Here is a 25,087-nt window from a genome sequence, read left to right as displayed (position 1 = left end):
GGGCGATGCACGAAGACGAACACGCAACTGCGCATGACCAGCATGGCTGGACCGGCCACGAAGCCGCAGGCCACGCACCCGCACTCGACCTGGGTGAGGAAGAACGCCTGCCCTGGCTGGAAAGCGCCGACGATATCGAGACCGAGCCCCACAACGGCGGGCACAGGCGGCTGTTCGTGTTCGGTGTGATTGCGCTGATCGTGCTGGCGCTGCTGGTAGACGGGATTTACTGGGCCACCCATCGCGGCGGTTCGGCCAAGCCGGCCGACGGCAGCCTGATCGCGGCGAGCAAGGACCCGTACAAAGTTGCGCCAAGCGATCCCGGCGGAAAGCAGTTTGCCGGCACCGGCGATGCCAGTTTCAAGGTCAGCCACGGCGAACATCCCGATGCCAGCCTGGCAGGCAGCGCCGGTACCACCCCGCCGCCGGCCGTGGCCACCCCATCGCCGTCGCCCGCGCCGTCTGCGTCTGCAGGGGCACCGCCGCCGCCTGCGGCCAAACCCGCGCCTGCGCCTGCACCAGTTCCAGCCCCTGCGCATCCCGCAGGCGGCAGCGTGGCGGTGCAGGTTGGCGCCTATTCCAGCAACGCGCTGGCCGAAGCCGGCTGGAACAAGCTGAGCGCGGCGCACGATCTGCTCAAAGGCGTCGGCCACCGCGTGGTCGAGGGCAAGGCCGATATCGGCACCGTCTACCGCCTGCAGGCGTTGGCGGGTGACACCGCCACCGCCAGCAACCTGTGCAGCCATCTCGAAGCCGATGGCGTGAAGTGCCAGGTCAAGAAATAGCGTGTTTTCCCCGGCTGGTTGATACAGGCGGCTTGCAGGTGCGGTGGGGCATGCGTCACACCGTGGCATGCTTCCTGCCATATTCGGCCTTTCCGGCCCGGTCCTGACTGCTGACGAACGCGCCTTTTTTCGCGATGCGGATCCGGCGGGCTATATCCTGTTTGGCCGCAATGTGGCCGACCCCGGACAGCTGCGCGCGCTGACCGACGATTTGCGCACGATCCACGGGCGCGATCGGCTGCTGATCTGCATCGATCAGGAGGGGGGGCGCGTGGCGCGGATGAAGCCCCCGACATGGGGCCCGTATCCGCCGCAGGGCGTGTTTGACCGGTTGTATGACCTTGCGCCGGCCAGCGCGATCGAGGCGGCGCGCGCCAATGCCGAGGCGCTGGGGCTTGACCTGGCGCAAGCCGGGATCACGCTCGATTGCCTGCCGCTGCTCGATGTGCGCCAGCCGGGCGCCGACGATGTGATCGGCGATCGCGCGCTGGGGGCAGAACCGATGCGCGTGGCGGCACTGGGCCGCGCGGTGCTGACGGGGCTGGCCCGTGCCGGGGTCACCGGGATTGTCAAACATATCCCCGGCCATGGCCGCGCCACCGCCGACAGCCACAAGGCGCTGCCCACGGTCACCGCCAGCGCCGCTGCATTGCAGACCGATCTTGCCCCGTTCCGCACTTTGGCCGATGCGAAAGTGGCGATGACCGCACACGTGCGCTTTACCGCCTGGGATGACACGGCCCCCGCAACGCTGTCGGCGCGCGTGATTGCCGACATCGTGCGCGGCGAGATCGGCTTTTCCGGGCTGTTGCTGTCGGACGATCTCGACATGGAGGCATTGACCGGCACGATTCCCCAACGCGCCGCGCGCGCGGTGGCGGCGGGGTGCGACCTTGCGCTCAATTGCTGGGCGCGGATGGATGACATGGCGGGCATTGCCGCGGAGCTGCCGCCATTGATCGATGCGGGCGCGGCGCGCCTGGCGCGCGCGCTGGATAGGACCGACATCGACCCGCGCGATGCGGCGCAGCGCCGCGCTGCGGCGTGTGCCACCCGCGATGCGCTGTTGGCGCTGGTGGAATGAGCGAAGACAACCTGACGCTCTATGGCGCGCAGGACGCCGACTGGCTGCCGCTGGCCTCGGCGCCCGGCAATGATGACGCACTCTATCTCGAACTCGATGGCTGGGAAGGGCCGCTCGATCTGCTGCTCGATCTGGCGCGGCGGCAAAAGGTCGATCTGCGCACGATTTCGATCCTCGATCTGGTCGATCAGTATCTTGGCTATGTCAATCGCGCGCAGGCGCTGCGGCTGGAACTGGCGGCCGATTACCTGGTGATGGCGGCCTGGCTCGCCTATCTCAAATCGCTGTTGCTGCTGCCGCGCGATCCCGAAATGCAGCCCAGTCCCGAGGAATTGGCCCTGCGTCTGCAACTGCGGCTGCAACGCCTTGGTGCCATGCGCGAGGCGGCTTCGCGGCTGATGGCGCGCGATCGGCTGGGGCGCGATGTGCTGCCGCGCGGAATGCCCGAAGGCATCCGCATCGATCGCAAATCGCGCTGGACCGCCAATCTGTATGACCTGATCCAGGCCTATGGCACGATCAAGGCGCGCAATGTGCCGGTGGTGCACATGGTGCGCGAACGCCCGGTGGTCACGCTGGAGGCGGCCCTGGAACGCGTAGCGCGGCTGTTGGGCGTGGCGCTCGACTGGGTCGATCTGCGCGATTTCCTGCCTCGTGCCGAACCCGGCACCGACCCCCGGCTGACCCGCTCGGCGCTGGCATCCAGCTTTGCCGCCGCACTGGAACTGGCCAAACAGGGCCGCGCCGAAATTGCGCAGGATCATGTGTTTGGGCCGTTGCGCCTGCGTGCGGCGGCGGTTGCGTCATGACCGCGCCCGACGCCGATCTGGTGCGCGCGGTCGAGGCCACGCTGTTTGCCTCGGACCTGCCGTTGACGGCAGAGCAGATCGCGCGCCACCTGGGCGCAGCATCGGTTCGTGTCGCGCTCGATACACTGGTTTCGCATTACGCCGGCCGCGGCATCGAACTGGTCGAACGCGGCGGGTACTGGCATTTCCAGACCGCCGCCGATCTGGCGCACCTGTTGCGCCGCGAACGCGAAGATCCGCGCCGCCTGTCGCGCGCCGCGATCGAGGCGCTGGCGATCATCGCCTATCACGAACCCGTCAGCCGTGCCGAGATCGAGGCGATCCGCGGGGTCCAGACCGCGCGGGGTACGCTTGATGTGCTGATGGAGGCGGGCTGGGTGCAGATCGCCGGGCGGCGCGAAGGTCCGGGGCGGCCCACGATCTATGCCACGACTGCGGCGTTCCTTGCGCATTTTGGCTTGGCCAGCCGGCGCGATCTGCCCGGGATCGACGAATTGCGTGCGGCAGGCCTGCTCGATCCGATCGATGCGGCTTATGCCGCGCTGACTGCCGGCGAATCCGACGAATAGCCGGACCAATCCGACAAAGGGCAGATTCTGTCCCGCTGGCATCTGGCAACCGTCGCAAAAAGCGCCTATCTGGGGCCCAAGAAGGAGATTTACGATGGGTGGCCTGTCTATTGGGCATTGGGTGATTGTCGCGGTTGTCGTGCTCATCCTGTTCGGCCGTGGCCGGATTTCCGACGTCATGGGCGATTTCGGCAAGGGTATCAAAAGCTTCAAGGAAGGCATGGGCGAAGAGGCCAACCGGCCGGCAACCCCGCCACCTTCGCAGATCCCGCCAGCCGCACCGCCGCCGGCCCAGCCTGCCGCACAGCCGGTGCAACCCGACCATCAGGGGCCTGTGGCCTGAACCCGAGCATCGCTCGCCGAACCGGTTGAACCATGTTCGATATTGCGCCGTCCGAATTCCTGCTGATCGCGATTGTGGCGATTGTGGTCATTGGCCCCAAGGACCTGCCGATGGCGTTGCGCGCCGCGGGGCGATGGATCGCCAAAGTGCGGCGCGTGTCCAATCATTTTCGCAGCGGCATCGAAACCATGATCCGCGAGGCGGAAATGGAAGAGATGGAGCGCAAGTGGCGCGAACAGAACGCGGCGATCATGGCCGCCACCCCGCCGGTTGACCCCCACGCGATCCCCGTTGCCGAAGCCGGGCCGGCGGTCGAACCCCAGGCGGTTGATCCGATGATTGCAGCGCATGCCCCGACCGAGCCGGTGATGATGCCGCTGCCCGTGCCGGCAGCCACGCCCGAGGCACCCGCCGCACCGCACGGCGATCACCCGGCATGATCAACGACATCGACCAGACCCAGGCGCCGCTGCTCGACCATCTGCTGGAACTGCGCACACGGCTGTTGCGCGCGATCTATGCGCTGATGATCGCGTTTGCGGTGTGCCTTTATTTCGCCAACCAGATCCTGGGCATCCTGATCATGCCGCTGGCGCGCGCCTTTCCGGCGGGCACGGGCAAGCTGATCTATACCAAGCTGTATGGCGCGTTCTTTGTCGAGATGAAGGTGGCGCTGTTTGCCGCCTGCCTCGTCAGCTTTCCGATCATTGCCAACCAGTTGTGGGCATTCATCGCGCCAGGGCTTTATGCCCGCGAAAAGAAGGCATTCCTGCCTTTTCTGATCGCGACGCCGGTGCTGTTCGCGATGGGCGCCAGCCTGGCCTATTTCGTGGTCATGCCGACCGCGTTTCGCTGGTTCATCGGATTTCAGGGGATGCACGGCGGATTGCAGCTTGAGGCTTTGCCGGGGGTCGAGGAATACCTGAATCTGGTGATGCAGTTCATTCTGGCATTTGGCGGCAGCTTCCTGATGCCGGTCCTGCTGATGCTGTTGAACCGTGCCGGCATTGTGTCGCGCGACCAATTGGTGCGTGCACGTCGCTATGTGATCGTGGGCATTGTCGCGCTGGCCGCGCTGATCACCCCGCCCGATGTCGTTTCGCAGCTGATGCTGGCGATCCCGCTGATGATCCTGTTCGAAGGCACGATGATCGTGATGCGCTTTGCCGAAGCCCGCGATGCACAGGAAAAGGCCGCCGCCGAAAGCTGATGTGTGCTGCGCCACGGGGGCAGCTAATTCAGGGTTTTTGGGCCTGACCCCTGGTCACCGCGGGGTCTGCATCCCAGGTCTTGCCACCGCCGACCCAGGTCTGCAAAACGCGGGTCTTGCGGATGGCATCGGGGCTGGCGGTCATCGGATCGGTATCCACCAGGATGAAGTCGGCGCGCAAGCCCGGCGCGATGCGGCCGAAATGCGCCTCGGCGTAGCCGGCCCACGCGGCTGCGCTGGTGTATCCGGCCAGCGCGGTGGCACGATCGACGCGTTCCTGCGGCTGCCACCCGCCCACGGGGGCGCCGGTCTGGTCCTGGCGGGAAATCGCGGCGGCAATGCCGATCCATGGATCGGGGCGTTCGACCGGCGTGTCCGATCCAAAGGCCAGCACCGCGCCCTGGCGCTTCAGGCTGGCCCAGGCATAGGCCCCGCGCAACCGATCCGGACCCAACCGGGCCTCGGCCATCTGGCGATCGGATGTCTGGTGAACCGGCTGCATCGAGACAACAAGGCCGCCTTTTGCCGCAATCTCGGCCACTTTGGGCCAGTCGGCAGGATCGATGATCTGCGCGTGTTCGATGCGCCAGCGGCGTTCGCCGTGATAGGTCTGGCCCAGATCGCTGATCGCCGACAACAGCGTGGCATTGGCCTTGTCGCCGATGGCATGCACCGCCACCTGATAGCCGTCCATGGCCGCGCGGCTCATCAGATTGCCCAACTGCGTTTCGGTCAGCAGCGGGGTGCCCTGGCTTGCGGGCATGTCGGTATAGGGCGCCTTGAGCCAGGCCCCGCGCGATCCCAGCGCGCCGTCGAGATAGAGTTTGACGCCGCCCATGCGCAGCCGGTCGGCATAGAGCCACGGCGTCGGGCCGCTGCCGCCGATTGCGGCCATCGCCTCTGTCCCCAGCGCATAGGCCATGATCCGCACATAGAGGCGGTTGCTGTCGCCCGCGCGGCGAAATGCCAGCCAATCGTTCAGCGATGTGCCCATGTCGGCCACCGCGGTAATGCCGGCTTTGGCAAAATCGGCCTCGGCAGTGGCCAGCGCCAGATCGATATCGCGCGGATTGGGCGCGGGGATCGCACGGGTCACCAACGCGGTCGCATGATCGACCAGCACGCCCGCGGGGCGCCCATCGGGCAGACGTTCGATCGCGCCGCCCTCGGGGGTGGGCGTGGACGCGGTCATCGCGGCCGCCTTCAACGCCGCGCTGTTGGCCCATCCGGCGTGGAAATCGGCCCGGTTGAGCCAGACCGGGCGGTCGGGCACCACGGCGTCAAGTTCGGCCGCGGTGGGAAAACGGCCCAGGTGCCAGCGTTCCTGGTTCCACCCGCTGCCCAGGATCCACGGCCGGTCGGGGTGCGCCCTGGCAAAGGCGCCGATTTTCGCCAGCGCGTCATTCAGCGATGTGGTGTCCGACAGATCGAGCGTCAGCAGCGCAAACCCGGTTTCAATGACATGCGTGTGCGCATCGATCAGGCCGGGCAACAGCACCCGGCCTTTTCCGTCGATATGATACTGATAGCCCTTGCGGCCCTGCCGGGGCAGTTTGTCGCCCGCGCGATAGACCGCGGTGATCACCCCGGCATCGTCGAACATCAGCGCCACAAAGTTTTGCACCGCGCCGTCCGGGCCGATCGTTTCGCCGCGCACATTGTCGACCAGAGTGTCTGCCCGGGCCGCCGGGGCAAGACCTGCCAGCAGCGTGCAGGCCAGCGCCGCGGCGCGCAAGCCGCGCATGGTCAAGCCTGGCCCCGCCGCGGCAGGCGCCGGATCAGCGCGCTGGTGTCCTGACGTCCACCGCCCAGAGCCTGAACATCGGCATAGAACTGGTCGATCAGCGCGGTGATCGGCAGGCTGGCGCCGACACTGCGCGCTTCGTCGATGGCCAGGCCCAGATCCTTGCGCATCCAGTCGACGGCAAAGCCGAAATCGAATTCATCGGCGGCCATCGTGTGGAACCGGTTGTCCATCTGCCACGATTGCGCCGCGCCACCGCTGATCGCCTCGAACAGGGTGTCGAGATCGAGATGTGCGCTTTGGGCAAAGCGGATCGCTTCGGACAGGCCCGCCAGCGTCCCGGCCAGGCACATCTGGTTGGCCATCTTGGCGGTCTGGCCCGCGCCCGATTTGCCGACATGGACCACACGCTTGGCATAGGCCGTCAGGATCGGGCGGGCCGCCGCGATCGACGCCTCGCTGCCGCCGCACATGATCGACAAAGTCCCGGCCTCTGCCCCCGATTGCCCGCCGCTGACCGGCGCATCGACGCAGAGCAATTCCTTGTCGCGCCCTTCGACCGCGATCTGGCGGGCGATTCGCGCCGAGACGGTGGTGTGGTCGATAAAAACCCCGCCCCGCCGCAATGTCTGGAAAGCGCCGCTGGGCCCCAGCACGACATCGGCCAGATCGTCGTCGTTGCCCACGCAGGTGATCACCACATCGGCGCCCTCGGCGGCTTCGGCAGGGCTGGCGGCGACCCGGCTGGCAAGCCCGGGATGCGCAGCCACCCATGCCTGCGCGCGTGCAGCGGTGCGGTTGTACACGGTCAGGCGGTGTCCGGCCTTGCCCAGATGGCGGGCCATCTGCGAGCCCATGACGCCAAGGCCAAGAAACGAAATGTTGAGTGGTTCGGTCATGGCCGTGGTGTTTAGCCTGAAATCCACGCGGCGCCAGACCATCATTGATCATTTCCCAATCAGGCAGGATGCTTTAGGCCGCAAACGCACAAATCCCACCACCGAGGCAGCAGAATGGCGAACATGTCGGTTCCTGGCCCGCGAAGCGAAGGCTGGTTGCCTTTGCGATCGCGCAGAGGGCCGAGAAGGACGCCACTGTGGCGCCCCCGGGGGGTTTGACCCAAACGGCCCATCGCAGCGTCGATCGGGCCTGAAACATTGACATATTCCTGCGCGCTTTATCCTTGCGCTGGGCCTTGTGGCCCCAAACCTTGATGGTGGCATTTATGAATTTACGGCCTGGCGCGCGCAGTATGACGCACTCGGAAAAAATGCGCCTGGTGCGCGCTGTGGCCATGACTTTGTTCTGGCTGGCGTTGGTGGTGGCGGTCACCATGGCCTTGCTGCCGCATCCGCCGCGCCTGCCGATCGACCGGTTTGGCGACAAGTTCGAACATATGCTGGCGTTTGCCACGCTGACCCTGCTGGCCGACTTTGCCTTTCCAACAGCACCCCGGCTGCGCATTGCCGAGCGGCTGTCGTTTCTGGGGGCGCTGATCGAGGTAACCCAGTCGATCCCTTCGCTGCATCGCGATTGCGATATTCGCGACTGGATTGCCGACACCCTTGCGATCCTGGTGATGGCGGCCGTGCTGACCGTGTGGCGCGGGGCGCGCAAGGCCGTTTCCAATCACGCGACTTTGCACTAGGGCGACTGCCATGAACGCAACTGCCCTTACGGCCTCCGGCCTGTCGCTCGATGATGTGCGCGCTGCTGCGGCGCGCATTGCCGGGCATGTCGTGCGCACGCCCACGCTGCACAGCAAGACGCTGAGCGCGATTACCGGCGCAGACATCTGGCTGAAATTCGAAAACCTGCAGTTCACCGCCGCCTACAAGGAGCGCGGCGCGCTGAACGCGCTGCTGTTGTTGTCAGACGAACAGCGCCAGCGCGGGGTGATCGCGGCCTCGGCCGGCAATCACGCGCAGGGCCTGTCGTATCATGGCACCCGGTTGGGCGTGCCGGTCACGATCGTGATGCCGCGCACCACACCCACGGTAAAGATCACCCAGACCGAAAGCGTCGGCGGCAAAGTCGTGCTTGAAGGCGAAACCTTTGATGACGCCTATGCGCACGCGCGATTGCTGGAAACCGAGCTGGGCCTGACGTTCGTCCACCCGTTCGACCATCCCCATGTTGCCGCGGGGCAGGGCACCGTCGCGCTGGAAATGCTGGAAGACGTGCCCGATCTTGACATGCTGGCGGTGCCGATCGGTGGCGGCGGGCTGTTGACCGGCATGGGCACGGCGGCGCGCGGGATCAACCCGGCGATCGGGCTGATCGGGGTGCAGGCGCGGCTGTTTCCATCGATGTTCAACAAACTGAAGCATCAGGATCTGCCGTGCGGCGGCGATACGCTGGCCGAAGGGATCGCGGTCAAGGAACCGGGCCAATTCACCTCGGCGGCGCTGGCCGGCCTGGTCGACGATATCGTCCTGGTCGACGAGGCGCATCTGGAACAGGCGGTTTCGTTGCTGTTGCAGATCGAAAAGACCGTGGTCGAAGGCGCGGGTGCAGCAGGCCTGGCCGCGGTCATGGCCAACCGCGAGATTTTTGCCGGTCGCAAAGTCGGCATCGTGCTGTGCGGCGGCAATATCGACACGCGCCTGCTGGCCAATGTGCTGTTGCGCGATCTGGCGCGATCGGGCCGGCTGGGCCGGTTGCGGATCACGCTGCAGGATCGTCCCGGTGCGCTGTTCAAGGTGGTCGAGGAATTCAACCGCCACCAGGTCAATATCCTTGAAGTCTGGCATCAGCGCATTTTCACCTCGTTGCCCGCCAAGGGTCTGACCGCCGAGATCGAATGCGAAGCGCGCGACCGCGAACAGATCGATCGCCTGGTCGAGGCGCTGCGCGCGCGCGGGTACGAGATCGAACAAGTCGAACTGGGCTGATCGCGGCGCGTCGGCGTTAATCCGGGCGAGCCGCGCTGTCCCCTGCCGGGACAGCGCGGGCGCTGTGTGCGGCCACATCCAAACAAATCGCGTCTTTTGCCGGATATCTTGGTTAACCCGGGTTTTACTGTATGGTGGCCTGCGGCATCATTGCAGGCACCAGCACCGGGCCAAGGTCGACCGGTGGCAGCACAGGACATTGGACGGCACGTGAGCGCCCCGGTTCGTTTTCCCCGCTTTTTCGTCACCAGCCCGATGCCGTGCCCCTATTTGCCGGGCCGGACCGAGCGCAAGGTGTTCACCGAACTCAAAGGCGACAATTCTGCCGAGCTGAACGACGCGCTGAGCCGCATCGGATTTCGTCGCAGCCAGACCGTTGCCTACAGGCCCAGCTGTCTTGGCTGCACCGCGTGTGTTTCGGTGCGCGTGGTCGCGTCCGAATTCGATGCCTCGTCCAGCCAGCGTCGCACCATGCGCAACAACGCCGACCTGATTGCCAGTGTCTGCAAACCGTGGTCGACACCCGAACAATATGAACTGTTGCAGGCCTATCTGGCGGTGCGCCACCCCGGCGGCGGCATGGCGGCCATGGACGAAATCGATTTCGCCGACATGGTGGAACATAGCCCGGTAAGAAGTTATGTGGTGGAATATCGAGAGCCCAATGCCGATGGCACGCCCGGGCGGCTGGTCGGGGCATGCCTGACCGACCATCAGGGGGATGGACTTTCGATGGTTTACAGTTTTTACGACCCCCATCATCCGACCAGGGCAGGTCTTGGCACGTACATTATTCTTGACCACATCCGCCGCGCGAGCCAGCTGGGCCTGCCTTATGTCTATCTGGGATATTGGGTCGAGGGATCGGCGTGCATGCAGTACAAGGTCCGTTTTCGCCCGATGGAGCGGCTTGGCCCCGATGGCTGGACCCGGCTTGCGCCCGCAGAACAGGCCGATGCGATCGATCGTGTTGCCACCGGTCGCAGACGTGACGCGCTGGTGGCGGCCACGTCCGGCTGAATCAACCGCGCTGATGCAGGTGTGGCTGGCCGTTGGGACATTGGCGCTGATACCGGCAGCGGCCGCAGCGCAGACGAAGCCCGCGACCACGCCGTCCGTGCCGGCGGCCAGTGCCCAGCCGACCGATCCGGCGCTGACCGATCTGATCCCCGACAGCGCGCTGGCCGATCCGATGCGCTGGGCGCTCGATACCGATGACGCGCACCATCCGCCCGATCCACAGATCCTGCCCGATGTCAGCTGGTTGAACCAGCCCGATGGCATGCCGCTGACCGATGCGGCGCTGGGGCCGATACCGGGCCTGACGATCGCCTGGCCTGACAGCTTTGTGCTGCCGGCGATCGAACAGCTGACGCCTGATGCCGATCTTGCGGCGGTGGCCAATGCTGCGCGCGATGCCGGCGCCGCACTCGATGTGGCGATGCCGCGCGGTGGCTGGCGCGGTCCGCTGGCGGGCGATGCCGAGGTCCACCACGCTGCACCCGGGATCGACCTGGTGTTTCCGCGCGGCACGGCAATTCCGGAACTGGCGGCGATATCGGCGCGTTTTGTCGACCTGTCGTCGTTGCGTGCGCTGGGGCGCGGCGATGACAATCTGGCGCAACTGACGCGGCGCGCGCGCGACGATATGGCGCTGTTGCAGCAGATCTTGCGGATCTATGGCTATTACGACGCCGAAGTCAGCCAGAACCTGATCGGCGTGCTGACCACCACCGACACCCCCGCGCCCGTGGCCAAGCCCCGTGGTCCGGTGGTGCCGCAGGCGACGGTGCGGTTCGAAGTGGTGCCGGGCACGCGCTATCGGCTGGGCACGATTGCGCTTGGCGATGTTCTGCAAAGCCCCGACAGCGCAGTGCTGGTGGCCGCGCTGGCGCTGAAGCCGGGCGATCCCGCCCAGACCGATGCAATCCTGGCGGCGCGGATGCGGCTGTATGATGCGCTGACGCATTTCGGCCACGCCTTTGCCAAAGTGGGCGACCCGGCGCTTGATGTCGATCACGCGACGCAACTGGCCAATCTGGCCGTGCCGGTGACGACCGGGGGCCAATATGTGTTTGGCGCGATCACCAGTTCGCTGCCCGGCTTTATCAACGCGCACCATTTGCAGCGCATGGCGCGGTTCCGCCCGGGCCGGGCCTATGACCAGCACCTGGTCGATGATTTTCGCCGCGCGGTGCTGTCCACCGGCATCGTCGGCGGGGTGACGATTGCCCCGCGCGAGGCACTGGCCCCGACGTCGACTGCGCCGGGCGTGGCCGATCTGGATGTGAAGCTGACCAAGGGCCCCCAACACACCATCGGCGCCGCGATCGGCCTGTCCAACGGCGAAGGTTTCGAAGTCGACGGCAGCTGGGAAGACCGCAACCTGTTCCCGCCCGAAGGCATGCTGCGGCTGCGCGGCATTCTGGGGACGCGCCAGCAACTGGCCGGCGTGACCGTCCGTCGCAGCAATTTCATGGCGCGCGATCAGGCGATAAACCTTGATCTCTATGCCCAGTCGCTCAACACCGATGCCTATGATGCGCGCACGCTGTCGGCGATCATGACCCTCGACAAGCAGAGCACGCTGCTGTTCCAGAAACGGTGGGCCTATTCGCTGGGCGTGCAGGTGATCGCGACCAAGCAGCTTGCGGCGGGGTCTGCGCCCGGCGCTCCGTTTGTGCCCTATTTCATTGCCGCGTTGCCGGCCAAACTGGCGTTTGATGCCAGCAACAATCTGCTCGATCCGACCCGGGGCATGCGCGTGGCGGTTACGCTGTCACCTGCCATTTCGGTTCAGGACGGGCCGCGATCCTCTTATGTGACAACCCAGCTTGATGCCAGCGCCTATCAGCCGGTGTCGCGGACTGTGGTCCTGGCCGAACGCGTGCGGGTGGCCGCGATCAATGGCACCAGCATCGACAATATCGCGCCGTCGCAACGGCTTTATGCCGGTGGCGGCGCCTCGGTTCGTGGCTATGGCTATCAGGATGTGGGCCCGAGGGATGCGAGCAACAATCCGATCGGCGGCTTGTCGCTGACCGAATTCTCGCTCGAGGCGCGGGTGCGCACCGGCATGTTTGACGGCGCGCTGAGCGTTGTGCCGTTTGTCGATGCCGGCATGGTGGGCAGCACGCCCACGCCCACCATGCGCGGGGCCAAGTTCGGCGCCGGGCTGGGCATGCGGTACAAGACCAATTTCGGACCGATCCGCATCGATCTGGGCACGCCGATCAATCCATCGCCGCATGACAGCCGGATCGGCGTCTATGTATCGCTGGGCCAGGCGTTCTGATGGTCGAGCCAGCCAGCGATCAGGCCCCGGTGCGGCGCGGGTGGAAGACGGCGACGCTGCGGCTGGCCGGACTGGTTCTGCTTGGGCTGGTCGGGCTTGTCGCATTCGGGTTGCTGGTGCTTGATTCGCCACTGGGCCATCGGCTGGTGGCCGACCGGGTTGCGGCGCTGCGCCTGCAAAGCGGGCTTGGCATAACCATCGGGCGGATCGACGGATCGCTGTATGGCGCAGCGCAATTGCACAATGTGGTGCTGTCCGATCCGCAGGGGCGGTTCCTGACTGTGCCCGATGTCAATCTGGACTGGCGGCCGTTGCCCGCGTTGCGGCTGGCGCTGGGGCTGGGCGGTGGTCTGGACATCCGCGATCTGGCACTGCATCGCGGGCTGCTGCTGCGCGAGCCCCGGCTCAATCCTTCCGATCCGAACGCACCGATCCTGCCCGATTTCGATATCCGGATCGATCGGCTGAGCGTGGACGGGCTGACCGTGGCGCCCGGGCTGGCCGGCGCGCGGCGGCGCATCGATCTGACCGCGCAGGCCCAGGTCCACGACGGGCGCGTGGTCGTGGCGTGCGACGGACGGCTGGGCGGGCGCGACCGCCTTTCGCTGAACCTCGACAGCGAACCGGATCGCGACACATTCGCGCTGCACCTTGATTACCACGCGCCCGAGGGCGGATTGCTGTCGGCGCTAAGCGGGGTGCATCACACGATTACGGCACAAATCGGCGGGGCAGGGCGGTTTTCCCGGTGGCATGGCACCTTTCTGGCCGAGGCTGACGGGCACCGGCTGATCGATGGACAGCTGGACAACCGCGCCGGGCATTATCGGCTGAACGCGCTGGCGCGTCCGTCGGCGGCGATGGGGGGGCTGGTCACGCAACTGGGCGGCGATCGGCTGGACCTGACATATGCCGGAACGTTTGCGGGGGGCGTGCTCAACGGGCGGTTGCATGCTGCCAATGCGCTGGGCCAGGTCGATGGCCTGGGCGCGGTCGATCTGGTGCGCAACCGCGCCGAAGCGCTGACACTGGGCATCGCGCTGGTCCGCCCCGAATTGCTGCCGGCGGCGTTTCGCGATGCGGTGCATCCGGGCCCCGCGCGGATGACCGCGCGGCTGGACGGCGCGTTTGGCGATCTGGCGATCACGCACGATCTGACCGTTACCCGGCTCGACACCGGACTGGCACGGTTGACCGGCCTGCATACGGCGGGCGTTGCGCGCTGGCATGGCTTCGCGCTGACCGTGCCGCTGATGGTCAGGGCGCAGCACGTGGATACCGGCACGCCGTGGCTTGATGAACGGCTGGCGGGGGGGCAACTCAACGGATCGCTGCGGATCGATGCAACCAGCCTGTCGGGCGATGGCTGGCGGGTGACAGGGCGCGGATTGACGGCCAATCTGGCGCTCAAGGGCGATCTGCGCCGCGCCGCCTACGCGCTGGCCGGGCGGGTCGATGCGCGCGCGGTGGACCTGCCGCACGTCGGCCGCGTGGACGGCACGGGCAAAGGCGTGCTGGCCTTCGGATACCGCGTGCCGTGGACGCTGGCGGTCAATTACGCCGGAAATGTCGCCCAATTCCAGACTGCCGGATTGACCGCGTTTGCAGGCGATCATGCGCGGGTATCGGGCAGCCTGCATTGGGGTGCGCATCGCGCGCTGGTGGTGCCCGGAATGCAGATTGCCTCGACCAGTGTCACCGCCACCGCAAGGGGCAGCTATGGCCCGGGCCATGATCTGACCGCGATGGTCGAAGGGCATCACGCCGACTATGGCGCGTTTGACGCGCATCTGGCGGTCGATCGATCGGGCACCAGCGGGCAGGCTCATTTTGCCGACCCGTTCCCCGCCGCGGGGATCAAGGCGCTGGCACTTGATCTGACTGGTACCCCGGGCGGTTATCGCGTGGTGGCAGGGGCCGCCTCACGCCTTGGGCCGATTGCCGCCACGCTCGATATTGCCGCGCCACCGGCGGGCGATGGCAACGATCCATCGCGGATCACGCTGAGCAATGCGCGCGTGTTCAACACCCGGATCAGCGGCAATCTGGCGCTGGCCCCGGCCGGGCTTGACGGGGATCTGGCGCTGGCGGGCGGCGGGATCGATGGCACAATCCATCTGGCGGGCAGCACTGCCGGGCAGGCGGTCAGCGCCGTGCTCAAGGCGCGCGCCGCACGGTTTGACGGGGATCGGCCGATCACGGTGGGACTTGCCGATCTGACGCTCAATGCGCGGTTTGCGCATGACAGCACCGCGATCAACGGATCGTTGAAGGCCCAGGGACTGTCGGTCGGCAATCTTTTCATCGGACGGCTGATGGCCGACGGGTCGCTGGTCAATGGCGCCGGCTCGATCACCGCGTCGCTTGCCGGGCGCCGCGGCACGCGGCTGGCGCTGCAGGGTACGGCCGCGTTTACGCCCGATCGGATCAGCGCCTTTCTGGCAGGGGATTATGCAGGCAATACGATCACCATGCCGCGCCGTGCGGTCCTGAACCGCGATGGTGACGGCTGGCGCCTGCAACCCAGCCAGATCAATTTCGGCAGCGGCGCGGTCATTGCCAGCGGGCGGCTGGGCAATGGGCCGACCGATATGCATCTGGCGGTGTCACGCATGCCGCTGTCAACGCTTGATATCGTCTATGCCGATCTGGGGCTGGGGGGCTATGCCTCGGGCGTGATCGATTATCGCAACGATCACACCGGGGTACCCGAGGGCCATGCTGCGCTGTCGGTGATGGGGCTGACCCGTTCGGGGCTGGTGCTGACGTCGCGTCCGCTCGATCTGGCGCTGGTCGGGCAACTGGATGCGCGCGCGCTGCAGGTGCGCGCGGTGGCGCGCGAAGGCACCGTGCCGCGCATGCGGTTGCAGGCGCTGATTGCCGATCTGCCGCGCGGCGGATCGATGATCGATCGGCTGCGCGCCGGGACCTTGCACGGTCAATTGCGCTTTGCCGGGCCCGCCGATGCGCTGTGGCGGCTTGCCGCGATCGATGCCTTTGACCTGACCGGGCCGATCGGTGTTGCGGCCGATGTCCGCGGATCGCTTGACGCCCCGGTGTTGAGCGGCGCAGTGATCAGCCACAACTTGCGCGCGCAAAGCGCGATCAGCGGGTCCGATATCAAGGCGATCGACCTGGCCGGAAGTTTCAACGGCACGCATCTGTCGCTGGCGCATGTGTCGGGTACCGCGCCCAATGGCGGGCATGTCGCCGGCAGCGGTTCGATCGATTTCAGCGATGTGTCGAGCGAAAAGCCCAAGATCGATCTGCGCCTGGGCGCCACCAATGCCGAACTGGTCAATCGACCTGAAATGGGGGCAACGATTACCGGCCCGATGCGTATCGTGTCCGACGGGCACGCAGGGACGGTGGCCGGCCGCCTGCATATCGATCGCGCGCGCTGGGTGCTGGGCCGCACCAGCGCGGTGCAAAGCCTGCCGGTGATCGCGGTGACCGAACGCAATACGCCGCTCGATGTCGCACCGCCCGCGGCGCGCGGCGCGCCGTGGAAGCTGCTGATCGATGCCGTGGGGGCCAACCGTATCGATGTGCACGGCATGGGGCTGGAAAGCGAATGGCAGACCGATGTGCATTTGCGCGGGGATACCACCACGCCGCAGATTTTCGGCAGCGCCGAGGTGATCAGGGGCAGTTACGAATTTGCCGGCAAACGGTTCGATCTGACCCGCGGGCGCATCCGGTTCAACGGCGAAACCCCGATCGATCCGCAGCTCGATATCATCGCAACAGGCGATGCCAACGACATTTCGGCAACGATCACTATCGGAGGATCGGCGCAAAAGCCGCAGATCAGCTTTGCCTCGACGCCGGCACTGCCCGAAGAAGAACTGCTCAGCCGGATCCTGTTCGGCAGCTCGATCACGCAGATTTCCGCGCCCGAAGCGGTGCAACTGGCGTCTGCCCTGGCGGCGCTGCGCGGGGGCGGGGGGCTTGATCCGATCAACAAGCTGCGCAGTGCGATCGGGCTTGACCGGCTGCGCGTGCTCAGCGCCGATCCCACCATCGGGCGCGGCACCGCGCTGGCCGTGGGCAAATACCTGGGTCGCAGGTTCTATGTCGAATTGGTGACCGACGGGCATGGTTACAATGCCACATCGATCGAATTCCGGCTGACGCGGTGGCTGTCACTGCTGGGAACCGTGTCGACGCTGTACGATGAATCGGCCAGTCTGAAGTTCAGCAAGGATTATTGAAACGGTTGTTTGCGGTCAAAACGCCTGCTTTTGCCGGCGGGTTTGGCAACTGCGACAGCACAACCCTGGTTGACACGAAAAATTACACTTCGCGGCGTCTCAACGTCACCGGGTTGTCATAGCTTGTTGCTTCAAGCGATAGGGTGATTGCAATCAACTCCGGACGTCCCATTTGCGACCTGACGCAAAGCTACGCCCCTGTCGGTGGTGGTGGCATCGGCACCTATTTGCGTGAAAAACGCGACTACGTTCTGGCCAGGCACGATTGCCGCCTGTTGCAGATCGTGCCTGGGCCCGAAGATCGGGTGGTCGAGAACGGACGGCACGTCTGGGTGGAAATCGGCGCAGAGCAGGTGCGCGGCAGCCCGAATTATCGCTTTATCACGCGGACCTCGGCGGTGCGCGCGGTGCTGGAACAATACCGGCCGCAAATCATCGAATCGCAATGTCCATGGGTGCTGCCGTGGACCGCGATCAACTATCGCCGGGCGCATCCCGACACCGCGCTGGTGGCAGGGTATCACACCGATTTTCCCAACACCCATGTCTATCGCGTGGGTGCCGCCCTGTTTGGTGATTTCGTGGCGCGCGGCTTGCGCCGCCTGTCGGCAAGCTATGCCGCGACCACCTATCGCGAATTCGACCGGGTCTATACGCTGGGCCAGGATATGCGCGGCGTGCTGACCGGCTATGGCGTTGCGCATGTCGATGTGCTGTCGCTGGGTGTCGATGCCGGCACATTTCACCCCGATCGCCGCGATCCGGGCTTGCGCGCCGAACTTGGCCTGCCTGCCACCGGCCCGTTGCTGGCCTATGCCGGGCGGCTCGACAATGAAAAGCGTGCCGATCGCCTGATCGCGATGTTCCGCGCCCTGCCGCCTGAACTTGGTGCGTCGATGATCCTGATTGGCGACGGCAAGTTGCGCGATCAGCTGGCGGATGCCGCGCGCGGATTGCCGGTGGTGCTGCCCGGTTATTGCGCAGACCGGTTCAAATTGGCCCGGCTGCTGGCGTCTGCGGATATCTATGTCTCGGCCATGGCCGACGAGACGTTTGGCCTGTCGGTGCTCGAAGCGCAGGCCTGCGGTTTGCCCGTGGTCGGTTTCGCCTCGGGCGCGATGGTCCAGCGCGTGCCCAAGGGGCTGGGTGAACTGGTCGATCTGGATGATGTTGCGGCGATGGCGCGCGCGGTTGCGGCGGTGTGGCGGGGTGATCCGGCCGCGATGGGCCAGCGCGCGCGTGACCACGTGACGGCACGGTTTTCGTGGGATCAGACGTTTGAGATGCTGTTCGGCGATGTCTATTCGCGGGCACTGGCTACGGCCTGGCAGCGGCAGGAAAAGGCCCGCTGGTTCCGGCGCCCTGCCGCCACGCCGATGCTGGCGGGCCAAAGAGCAGGCTGACGGGGTTTCCCCCGTCAGCCCTGGTACCTGTCAGGCGTTAACGATGGTCTTCACTTCCATGAAGTCCTTCAGTCCGTGGCGGCCGCCTTCGCGGCCATTGCCCGACTGCTTGTAGCCGCCGAATGCACCGCCCTTGACGCCGCCCCACTGGTTCACCGCAACCAGCCCGGCGCGCAGCTTGCCGACCACGCTTTTGGCGGCTTCCGGATCGCCGGTGACCGTGGCCGACAGGCCATAGTTGGTGCGGTTGGCCAGTTCGATTGCATCGTCGATGTCGGTATAGGTGGTGATCGTCGCGACCGGACCAAACGTTTCCTCGTGGAAAATGGTCATGTCGGGGGTCACGTCGGAAAACACCGTCGGGCGGATGTAATACCCGCGGTTGACGCTGTCAGGCAGGCCGGGACCGCCCTGCAGCAGGCTGGCGCCTTCTTCGATCGACTTTTCGATCAGGCCCTGGATCTTGGTCCACTGGGCCTTGTTCACGACGGGGCCGATATGGCCGCCTTCTTCGGTCGGGCTGGCCACCTTTACCGCTGCGAAATAGTCGCGGACAAAGGTTTCGGCTTCGGCCTTGCGCGCGGCGGGCACCAGAATGCGCGTCGGCGCGATGCAGCTTTGGCCGGTGTTGGCGATCACGCCCGACAGCGTGCCCGGCAGCGTTGCGGCAAAGTCAGCGTCTTCGAGCACCAGATTGGGCGATTTGCCGCCCAGTTCCTGGTGCACGCGCTTCACCGTGTCGGCCGCGTTCTTGGCAATCTGGATGCCGGCGCGGGTCGATCCGGTAAAGCTGACCATGTCGACATCGACATGTTTGGTCAGCGCCACGCCCACGCCCAGGCCATCGCCCTGGACCAGGTTGAACACGCCGGGCGGAACGCCTGCGGCATCGAGCACTTCGGCAAAGATTGCCGCGTTCGACGGGCATTCTTCCGACGGCTTCAGGATGACGGTGTTGCCCGCCAGGATGCACGGCGCGATCTTGGCGCAGATCTGGTTCAACGGCCAGTTCCACGGGGTGATCGCGGCGACGACGCCGATCGGTTCATAGACGATGCGGGCATTGGCGCCGGGCACCGGTTCTTCCCAATGGAACCCGTCAAGCGCTTCAAGCGATCCTGCCAGATAGCTGATGCCCGCGCCGGTCTGGGCGGTACCGGCAAAGCTGATCGGCGCGCCCATTTCTTCGCTGATCACCGCGGCAAAGTCGGGAATGCGTTTTTTGTATTCGGCGATGATCCGGCTCAGCAGCGCCTTGCGTTCGTCGAGCGAGGTCTGGCTATAGGTTGCAAACGCGCGCTTGGCAGCGGCCACGGCCTTGTCGACATCGGCTTCGCTGCCCAGTGTGATCGCGGCGCAGGGCTCTTCGGTGGCGGGATTGATCACCTCGTAGCGGCGGCCGCCCTGGCTTTCGACCCACTGCCCGTCGATGTAATGTTTCAAAAGTTCGCGCATGTTACCTCCGACGGCTGCGAGTCTGGCCGCACCGTTCGCGGCGCACTTTGGCGGGGTGGGCGCAAATTGCAAGATCGGTGGCAGGTTGCAACCAGATCTCAAGCAATCGTTTCAGGCGCAGCAGGGTTTACCCGGGCCCCTGCCGGTTTGCGAAGCTAACCATTTGTTTGGACCGGTTGCGTTATCGCTGTCGTCATGGGTCTGGTTCCTGCAATGCGCTCAAAGGCTGAGCGGCAGATCGCGTCCGGGCTTCGCACCGGATGGGTGGCGCTTGCCACGTTTCTGGGGCTGATCGCACTGTCGGCGGCGCTTGTCGTGGCCTTCGAACATGCCATCGGGGTGGCCGACGATCTGAACCGCGAAGACGAACGCCAGCTGGTCCGGCGCCTGCTTGATCGGACGATGGAAGGCGATGTCAGCGCGCAACTGGGCCTGCTGAACTGGAACGAGGCGGTGGTGCGCGTGGCCGCGGCGCCGCGCAACGCGCGCGCGATGGCCTGGGTCGACCACGAATTTGGCGCCTATGCCTGGCAGGCCTTTGCCACGCAGCAGGCGTTACTGGTCAGGCGCGACGGTTCGGTGATGCGCGGCTGGATCAGGGGCGCGCCTGTGGCCGAGAGCCGGTTTCAGGGCTTGCGCAGCACAGTGACCAAGCTGCTCGCGCGCAGCCAGGCATCAGGGATGGTGCTGGGTACACCCGTTGGACAGATCCGTGCAGATGACGGATCGTCGTGGCCGGTCGACCGTGCCGGGATGCCCCTGCCACGTTGGGCCGGCGGGCTGGTAAGGATGAACGGACAGGTGATGATCATCACGGTGGGTTCGATCGTGCCCGATCATGTGCCCGACGCAATGCTGCACACGCCGGTCTATTTTGCCACACTGCGCCCGTTCGACGATGCGCAAAGTGCGCGCATGCGGCGCGATCTGGTGCTTGGTGATCTTGGCCTGACGCTGGCCGCAAAACCTGCCGCCGCTGACAATGCCATCGCGCTCGACAGCGTTGACGGAACCCGCCTGGGCTGGCTGCACTGGACCGCGCGCAGCCCGGGGCCGGCAATCGTGCGCAGCGCCGAACCGATGCTGTGGGCCTGGACCCTGCTGTTTGTGGGCGTGCTGGTCGGTGGCAGTGTGGTGCTGCGGCGGACCTGGCGGACCACCCGCGAACTGCTCGCCAGCGAGGCGCAGGCGCGCCACAATGCGCTGCACGATGCAATGTCGGGCCTGCCCAACCGGGTGCATTACATGCAGCGCCTGCGTCAGGATCTGGCTGCATGTATCACGGGCCAGCAGCGCGGCGATGTGTTTGTCGGCTATATCGATCTCGACGGGTTCAAAGTTGTCAATGACACGCTGGGCCACCATGTCGGCGATGAACTGGTGCGCCAGGTCGCGCTGCGCTTGCGCCGGCTGATGGCGGCCGGCGATTTCATCGCGCGGTTTGGCGGAGATGAATTCGTTGTCTTGCGCCGGGCCGAAGGCGGGCGGGCGATGGCCGACCAGTTGGGGCAGCAGATCATGGCGGTGCTGCGTGAACCGTTCGTGATTTCGGGCAATGCCATCGATGTAACCTGTTCATGCGGCATCAGCTGGGGGCCGGCGCAAAGCGAGGATCCGGGTGAATTGCTGCGCCGCGCGGATATCGCGCTGTACCGCGCCAAGCAGCGCGGCCGTGCGCGCTTTCGCCGGTTTACCCGCGACATGGACGCCAGTGTCAAATTGCGGCTGGAACTGGAAATGGAATTGCGCCGGGCGATTGCGCGCGATGAATTGTCGGTTGCCTATCAGCCGATCGTCACCGCCGGGCGGGGCGAGATTGTCGGGGTCGAGGCGCTGTTGCGCTGGCAGCATCCCGAACGCGGGGCCATCCGGCCCGATCTGTTTGTGCCGATTGCGGAACAGGGCGGGTTGATGATCGTGCTGGGCAACTGGATGCTGCGGCGGGTGTTTGCGCAATGCCGCGACTGGCCGTCATGCGACATTTCGGTGAACCTTTCGCCGATCCAGATCATGGCTGGCAATTTCCTGCCGACAATGGCCGCGATCGTGGCGGAAACCGGCATCGATCCGGCCAGGATCGTGCTGGAAATCACCGAGGGCGTGATGCTCGATCGTTCCGACCACGTGCTTGGCGTGTTGCGCGAACTCAATCGCATGGGGTTCCGCGTTGCGCTCGACGATTTTGGCAACGGCTATTCCAGCCTCAGCTATCTGCGGCTGTTTCAGTTCGAACGGATCAAGATCGACCGGTCGTTCGTGTCCAACATCGAAAGCGATGCCGATGCCAATGCGATCCTGTGCACGATCGCGGCACTGGGGCACAGCCTGCGTATGAAAGTCGTGGCCGAAGGCGTCGAAAACGAGACCCAGCGCCAACTGGTTCAGGCCGCCGGGTGCGAGCTTGTCCAGGGATACCTGTTCTGGAAACCGATGCCCGCCGAGGACATGCGCCCGTTGCTGGGGCGGCCGGCAGGTGGGCGCCTGCTCAGGCTGGCATGACCGATCAGCCGGCGTTGTCGTCGGTGTGCCCGGCGCTGCTGGCGGTTTCGGTGGCAGGGTAAATGAAGCCGAAGGCGGGCGAGGGGCGCAGGCCGAGCGAGCCGGTCTGGGCATACCACACGCGCACTTGCGACCAGTCACCCGCAGTCGAAACATCGACTGCCATCACGTCGCGTTCGACCATGCCGGGGCGCGACCAGTTGGCATGGTTGATCAGCACATGGCGATCGTCGAGCACTTTGCTGACCACTGCAACATGGCCCATCGGCATGGCGTGGGTGGCGCGGAACGCCAGAACCGATCCGCGGCGAGGCGTGTTGCCGCGCGAATAGACACCCTCGGCGTGGCCCCACCAGTCGCGCGCATTGCCCGAAAGCTGAACCTGCGAAACCTGGCGGGCATAGGCCACGCACTGGATCCGGGCCTGGGCCGCCACAGGCACCGCAGCAACGGTGACAAGGGCGATGAGGCCGGTGATCGTGCGAAGGATGGCGGAACGCTGCATGGCCCAGTGTCTAGGTACATTCCGCAGATTCGCGAACCCCGTGCCGGATCGGTTCGCCGTACCCGTCCCACCGTTCATCCCGCATTGCAGCGCGGCGCCTCGCGAATGCTGCATTGCAACGAAAGGCGAGCGATCACCCGCGCGACACCGGCCCGTGCGACGCAGTCAAGGCTGGAAAGATCCATATCGCATTGATGCCGCGCGATGCCGCCGCGGACCACGACTGCCCGCCAAATGCAGCATGCGATCGCAGATGGGGTCTAAAGGACCGCGCACTGGCGGCGGCGCTTTACGCATAAACCCTTAATAACACGAATAATTTTCATTTACTTGGATTCGTTTCCTAAGAAGCGGTTGGACGTGGCTGGTTATGCAGGGGCCAGCGTCTGCTTCGATTGCTTGGGTTGATACCACCATAACCGACGGGAACAGTCCTCCGGAAGCCAGTCTTCCGTGGACAATCAAAAAACGCGGTGCGTCATCTCCAACAAGAACAACCCGTGGCCAAGCGCCACAAAAAGGGGTGCGAATACGTGCGAAACCAGAACCTTGTCATTTATGCCGGTTTGGCGATTTACTGTACTGCAATGCCTGCGCTGGCGGTTGCCGCTAGCATTGCCGACCCTGCGGCTGATGCTGCCGAAACCGGCGATGCTGCGCCAATCCCCTCTGCCGTTGCTCCGTCGGCTTCTGCGGCCGCGTCGGACGCGGTTGCAACGCCAAGCTTTTCCGGGCCGCTCGCGCCCAACGCCCATCCATTGTCGGTCAACGCAGGCCCGTTGGGCGTTGTCAACGTGACGGGCCAGTTCAGTGGTGTTGGTCTGTTGCAAAACCATGCGACCAATGTGCCCGGCACTCTGACGGCCAAAGCCGTAGGCGATGTGACAAACGCCCAGGTTGAATTTCAGACGACCAAAGGTCCGGTGCAGTTCTACGTTCAGGTCGGTGCTTATTCGATACCGGCACTGGGAACCCCCTATTTGCGTGCCGGCAGCGCCATCGGACAGACCTATGGTGCGCTCCCCGTGGGCTATGCCAAAGTCGTGCTCAGTCCCGATCTGTTTATCACCGGCGGCTTTCTGCCAACGCTGGTCGGCGCTGAATCCACCTTCACGTTTCAGGACATGAATGTCGAGCGCGGGTTGCTGTGGAATCAGGAGCCAGCGGTCAGTCGCGGCGCGCAGATCAACTATGCACATGGCAAGCTGAGCGCGGCGCTGTCGCTGAATGACGGTTATTTTTCGGGCAAGTTCAACTGGATATCGGGCACCGTTGGCTATGCGTTCGACGCCGCCAATGCGGTGACGGTGGTGGGCGCAAGCAGCCTGTCGCGCTCGTACCACAATACCTATGCCACCCCGGTTGCCCAGAACAACGGCAGCATTTTCAACCTGATGTACAGCTACAGCAATGGTCCAGTGACGCTTTCGCCGTACCTGCAATACAACCGCGCCGGACACGACACCCTGCTCGGGCTGGGGACGTCGGCGGATGTGCTGGGTGCAGCGATGCTGGCCAAGTATACCCTGTCGGGTGGCTATTCGATTGCCGCCCGTGCCGAATATCTCAAGTCCGGCGGCGCGGACTGTGGCACGCAGTCTGACTGTGTGCCCACCAATCTGCTCTATGGGCCGCACAGCAAGGCGGTCTCGCTGACGGTGACGCCCACGTATCAAAAGGGCATCTTCTTCGCGCGGGCAGAGCTGTCGTATACCAAGGTCGATACGCTTGCCCCCGGGCTTGGTTTTGGCGCTGCGGCTGACCAGGGTGATCAGGTCCGCGGTCTGCTGGAAGCCGGCGTCCTGTTCTGATTGCGGTGGCGGTGCGCCTGGATTGCCAGGCGCACCGTTTCGCGCGCGGGGCCGGCATCACGCGGCTGTGCCCCGCACGCGCCCGGCTGTGGATCGGCCTGGGCCCATGCGCCTACACCCGCACCGGGGAGGCCGGTCGGGTGGTCGTTCGCGTGTTCGGGCGCATTGGAATGGGTGGCGGCGCGCGTTGGCGGGGCGTGCTTCGCAACGATGATGCGGCGTGCGGCAAACTGCGCGTAGTGTGGCCGGCCGGTACCGCGGAACGAAACGATGGCGGAACCGGGGGGATTACCCCCGGTCCCGCCACCGCAGGTCAAATCAGGATCGGATCAATAGTTGTAGGCGCGTTCGCCGTGTTCGTTGATGTCCAGGCCTTCGCGTTCGACCTCTTCGGTCGGACGCAGGCCCATGGTCTTGTCGAGCACGAAAAACAGCACGGCCGACACGGTGCCCGACCACAACAGCGT

20 protein-coding genes are annotated in these 25,087 nt (G+C 65.3%); 15 read left to right on the top strand and 5 right to left on the bottom strand.

Annotated features, from left to right (window positions below):
• The first annotated feature begins 5 nt into the window (after positions 1 to 5).
• The 7 genes from G404_RS18455 (at position 6) to tatC (ending at position 4,800) form a co-directional block, all read left to right on the top strand.
• Positions 6 to 785: an SPOR domain-containing protein gene (locus G404_RS18455; protein WP_051280364.1), complete on the top strand. Its 780-nt coding sequence runs from the start codon at positions 6 to 8 to the stop codon at positions 783 to 785.
• 67 nt (positions 786 to 852) lie between these two features.
• On the top strand, positions 853 to 1,869 hold the full coding sequence (gene nagZ, locus G404_RS0107725) for a beta-N-acetylhexosaminidase (protein ID WP_028640574.1): 1,017 nt from the start codon (positions 853 to 855) through the stop codon (positions 1,867 to 1,869).
• On the top strand, positions 1,866 to 2,678 hold the full coding sequence (locus tag G404_RS0107720; protein ID WP_028640573.1) for a segregation and condensation protein A: 813 nt from the start codon (positions 1,866 to 1,868) through the stop codon (positions 2,676 to 2,678). Before nagZ ends, G404_RS0107720 begins: the two co-directional genes overlap by 4 nt.
• Positions 2,675 to 3,247, top strand: a complete 573-nt coding sequence (gene scpB, locus G404_RS0107715) for an SMC-Scp complex subunit ScpB (RefSeq protein WP_028640572.1) — start codon at positions 2,675 to 2,677, stop codon at positions 3,245 to 3,247. The genes G404_RS0107720 and scpB overlap by 4 nt, the downstream gene beginning before the upstream one ends.
• Positions 3,248 to 3,341: 94 nt before the next feature.
• Positions 3,342 to 3,590, top strand: coding sequence for a twin-arginine translocase TatA/TatE family subunit (locus G404_RS0107710; RefSeq protein WP_028640571.1), 249 nt, complete (start codon positions 3,342 to 3,344; stop codon positions 3,588 to 3,590).
• A 32-nt stretch (positions 3,591 to 3,622) separates the two neighbouring features.
• Positions 3,623 to 4,030 carry a Sec-independent protein translocase protein TatB gene (tatB, locus tag G404_RS0107705; RefSeq protein WP_028640570.1) on the top strand — a complete coding sequence of 136 codons (408 nt, stop codon included), beginning with the start codon at positions 3,623 to 3,625 and terminating at the stop codon, positions 4,028 to 4,030.
• Entirely contained in the window at positions 4,027 to 4,800 is a 774-nt protein-coding gene (gene tatC, locus G404_RS0107700) for a twin-arginine translocase subunit TatC (protein WP_028640569.1), read from the top strand. The genes tatB and tatC overlap by 4 nt, the downstream gene beginning before the upstream one ends.
• 28 nt (positions 4,801 to 4,828) lie before the next feature.
• On the opposite strand, the gene G404_RS18450 is transcribed toward tatC, so the two are convergent.
• Entirely contained in the window at positions 4,829 to 6,544 is a 1,716-nt protein-coding gene (locus G404_RS18450) for an amidohydrolase (protein WP_036520762.1), read from the bottom strand.
• Positions 6,545 to 6,546: 2 nt separating this feature from the next.
• On the bottom strand, positions 6,547 to 7,443 hold the full coding sequence (locus G404_RS0107690; protein ID WP_028640568.1) for an NAD(P)-dependent oxidoreductase: 897 nt from the start codon (positions 7,441 to 7,443) through the stop codon (positions 6,547 to 6,549).
• Between the two features lie 353 nt (positions 7,444 to 7,796).
• On the opposite strand from G404_RS0107690, the gene G404_RS0107685 reads away from it, so the two are divergent.
• From G404_RS0107685 to G404_RS18445, 6 genes are all read left to right on the top strand, one after another.
• On the top strand, positions 7,797 to 8,192 hold the full coding sequence (locus tag G404_RS0107685; RefSeq protein WP_028640567.1) for a VanZ family protein: 396 nt from the start codon (positions 7,797 to 7,799) through the stop codon (positions 8,190 to 8,192).
• Positions 8,193 to 8,202: 10 nt separating this feature from the next.
• On the top strand, positions 8,203 to 9,438 hold the full coding sequence (locus tag G404_RS0107680; RefSeq protein WP_028640566.1) for a threonine ammonia-lyase: 1,236 nt from the start codon (positions 8,203 to 8,205) through the stop codon (positions 9,436 to 9,438).
• A 210-nt stretch (positions 9,439 to 9,648) separates the two neighbouring features.
• A complete protein-coding gene (locus G404_RS0107675; protein ID WP_028640565.1) occupies positions 9,649 to 10,458 on the top strand; it encodes an arginyltransferase in 810 nt (269 codons plus the stop codon).
• Positions 10,394 to 12,733, top strand: coding sequence for an autotransporter assembly complex protein TamA (locus G404_RS0107670; protein ID WP_245584442.1), 2,340 nt, complete (start codon positions 10,394 to 10,396; stop codon positions 12,731 to 12,733). The genes G404_RS0107675 and G404_RS0107670 overlap by 65 nt, the downstream gene beginning before the upstream one ends.
• Positions 12,733 to 16,947 (top strand): translocation/assembly module TamB domain-containing protein, encoded by a 4,215-nt coding sequence (locus G404_RS0107665; RefSeq protein ID WP_028640563.1) that lies wholly within the window; start codon positions 12,733 to 12,735, stop codon positions 16,945 to 16,947. Before G404_RS0107670 ends, G404_RS0107665 begins: the two co-directional genes overlap by 1 nt.
• A gap of 143 nt (positions 16,948 to 17,090) precedes the next feature.
• Positions 17,091 to 18,350: a glycosyltransferase gene (locus tag G404_RS18445; protein WP_051280362.1), complete on the top strand. Its 1,260-nt coding sequence runs from the start codon at positions 17,091 to 17,093 to the stop codon at positions 18,348 to 18,350.
• Positions 18,351 to 18,380: 30 nt separating this feature from the next.
• Here the strand turns inward: G404_RS18445 and G404_RS0107650 are convergent, their stop codons facing one another.
• Positions 18,381 to 19,805 carry an aldehyde dehydrogenase family protein gene (locus G404_RS0107650; protein WP_028640562.1) on the bottom strand — a complete coding sequence of 475 codons (1,425 nt, stop codon included), beginning with the start codon at positions 19,803 to 19,805 and terminating at the stop codon, positions 18,381 to 18,383.
• A 195-nt stretch (positions 19,806 to 20,000) separates the two neighbouring features.
• On the opposite strand from G404_RS0107650, the gene G404_RS0107645 reads away from it, so the two are divergent.
• Positions 20,001 to 22,304 carry a putative bifunctional diguanylate cyclase/phosphodiesterase gene (locus G404_RS0107645; RefSeq protein WP_028640561.1) on the top strand — a complete coding sequence of 768 codons (2,304 nt, stop codon included), beginning with the start codon at positions 20,001 to 20,003 and terminating at the stop codon, positions 22,302 to 22,304.
• A 4-nt stretch (positions 22,305 to 22,308) separates the two neighbouring features.
• Here the strand turns inward: G404_RS0107645 and G404_RS0107640 are convergent, their stop codons facing one another.
• Positions 22,309 to 22,809, bottom strand: coding sequence for a CHAP domain-containing protein (locus G404_RS0107640; protein WP_028640560.1), 501 nt, complete (start codon positions 22,807 to 22,809; stop codon positions 22,309 to 22,311).
• A gap of 587 nt (positions 22,810 to 23,396) precedes the next feature.
• On the opposite strand from G404_RS0107640, the gene G404_RS0107630 reads away from it, so the two are divergent.
• On the top strand, positions 23,397 to 24,620 hold the full coding sequence (locus G404_RS0107630; protein WP_084601155.1) for an outer membrane beta-barrel protein: 1,224 nt from the start codon (positions 23,397 to 23,399) through the stop codon (positions 24,618 to 24,620).
• Positions 24,621 to 24,949: 329 nt separating this feature from the next.
• Here the strand turns inward: G404_RS0107630 and G404_RS20335 are convergent.
• Positions 24,950 to 25,087 (bottom strand): hypothetical protein (locus tag G404_RS20335; protein WP_156906236.1); only part of this gene is annotated, 138 nt, incomplete at its 5' end.

It is taken from the genome of Novosphingobium acidiphilum DSM 19966 (assembly GCF_000429005.1).
GTDB classification, from domain to species: Bacteria; Pseudomonadota; Alphaproteobacteria; order Sphingomonadales; family Sphingomonadaceae; genus Novosphingobium; species Novosphingobium acidiphilum.
The sequence above is the reverse complement of the archived record's forward strand: the minus strand, read 5'-3'. Positions and strand labels throughout refer to the sequence as shown.

What these genes read in the sequence shown, in the direction of transcription:
- G404_RS18455 (WP_051280364.1), top strand. Translation starts at nt 6, where the DNA reads ATGCACGAAGACGAACACGCAACTGCGCATGACCAGCATGGCTGGACC.
- nagZ (WP_028640574.1), top strand. Translation starts at nt 853, where the DNA reads ATGCTTCCTGCCATATTCGGCCTTTCCGGCCCGGTCCTGACTGCTGAC.
- G404_RS0107720 (WP_028640573.1), top strand. Translation starts at nt 1,866, where the DNA reads ATGAGCGAAGACAACCTGACGCTCTATGGCGCGCAGGACGCCGACTGG.
- scpB (WP_028640572.1), top strand. Translation starts at nt 2,675, where the DNA reads ATGACCGCGCCCGACGCCGATCTGGTGCGCGCGGTCGAGGCCACGCTG.
- G404_RS0107710 (WP_028640571.1), top strand. Translation starts at nt 3,342, where the DNA reads ATGGGTGGCCTGTCTATTGGGCATTGGGTGATTGTCGCGGTTGTCGTG.
- tatB (WP_028640570.1), top strand. Translation starts at nt 3,623, where the DNA reads ATGTTCGATATTGCGCCGTCCGAATTCCTGCTGATCGCGATTGTGGCG.
- tatC (WP_028640569.1), top strand. Translation starts at nt 4,027, where the DNA reads ATGATCAACGACATCGACCAGACCCAGGCGCCGCTGCTCGACCATCTG.
- G404_RS18450 (WP_036520762.1), bottom strand. Translation starts at nt 6,544, where the DNA reads ATGCGCGGCTTGCGCGCCGCGGCGCTGGCCTGCACGCTGCTGGCAGGT.
- G404_RS0107690 (WP_028640568.1), bottom strand. Translation starts at nt 7,443, where the DNA reads ATGACCGAACCACTCAACATTTCGTTTCTTGGCCTTGGCGTCATGGGC.
- G404_RS0107685 (WP_028640567.1), top strand. Translation starts at nt 7,797, where the DNA reads ATGACGCACTCGGAAAAAATGCGCCTGGTGCGCGCTGTGGCCATGACT.
- G404_RS0107680 (WP_028640566.1), top strand. Translation starts at nt 8,203, where the DNA reads ATGAACGCAACTGCCCTTACGGCCTCCGGCCTGTCGCTCGATGATGTG.
- G404_RS0107670 (WP_245584442.1), top strand. Translation starts at nt 10,394, where the DNA reads ATGCGATCGATCGTGTTGCCACCGGTCGCAGACGTGACGCGCTGGTGG.
- G404_RS0107665 (WP_028640563.1), top strand. Translation starts at nt 12,733, where the DNA reads ATGGTCGAGCCAGCCAGCGATCAGGCCCCGGTGCGGCGCGGGTGGAAG.
- G404_RS0107650 (WP_028640562.1), bottom strand. Translation starts at nt 19,805, where the DNA reads ATGCGCGAACTTTTGAAACATTACATCGACGGGCAGTGGGTCGAAAGC.
- G404_RS0107645 (WP_028640561.1), top strand. Translation starts at nt 20,001, where the DNA reads ATGGGTCTGGTTCCTGCAATGCGCTCAAAGGCTGAGCGGCAGATCGCG.
- G404_RS0107640 (WP_028640560.1), bottom strand. Translation starts at nt 22,809, where the DNA reads ATGCAGCGTTCCGCCATCCTTCGCACGATCACCGGCCTCATCGCCCTT.
- G404_RS0107630 (WP_084601155.1), top strand. Translation starts at nt 23,397, where the DNA reads ATGCCTGCGCTGGCGGTTGCCGCTAGCATTGCCGACCCTGCGGCTGAT.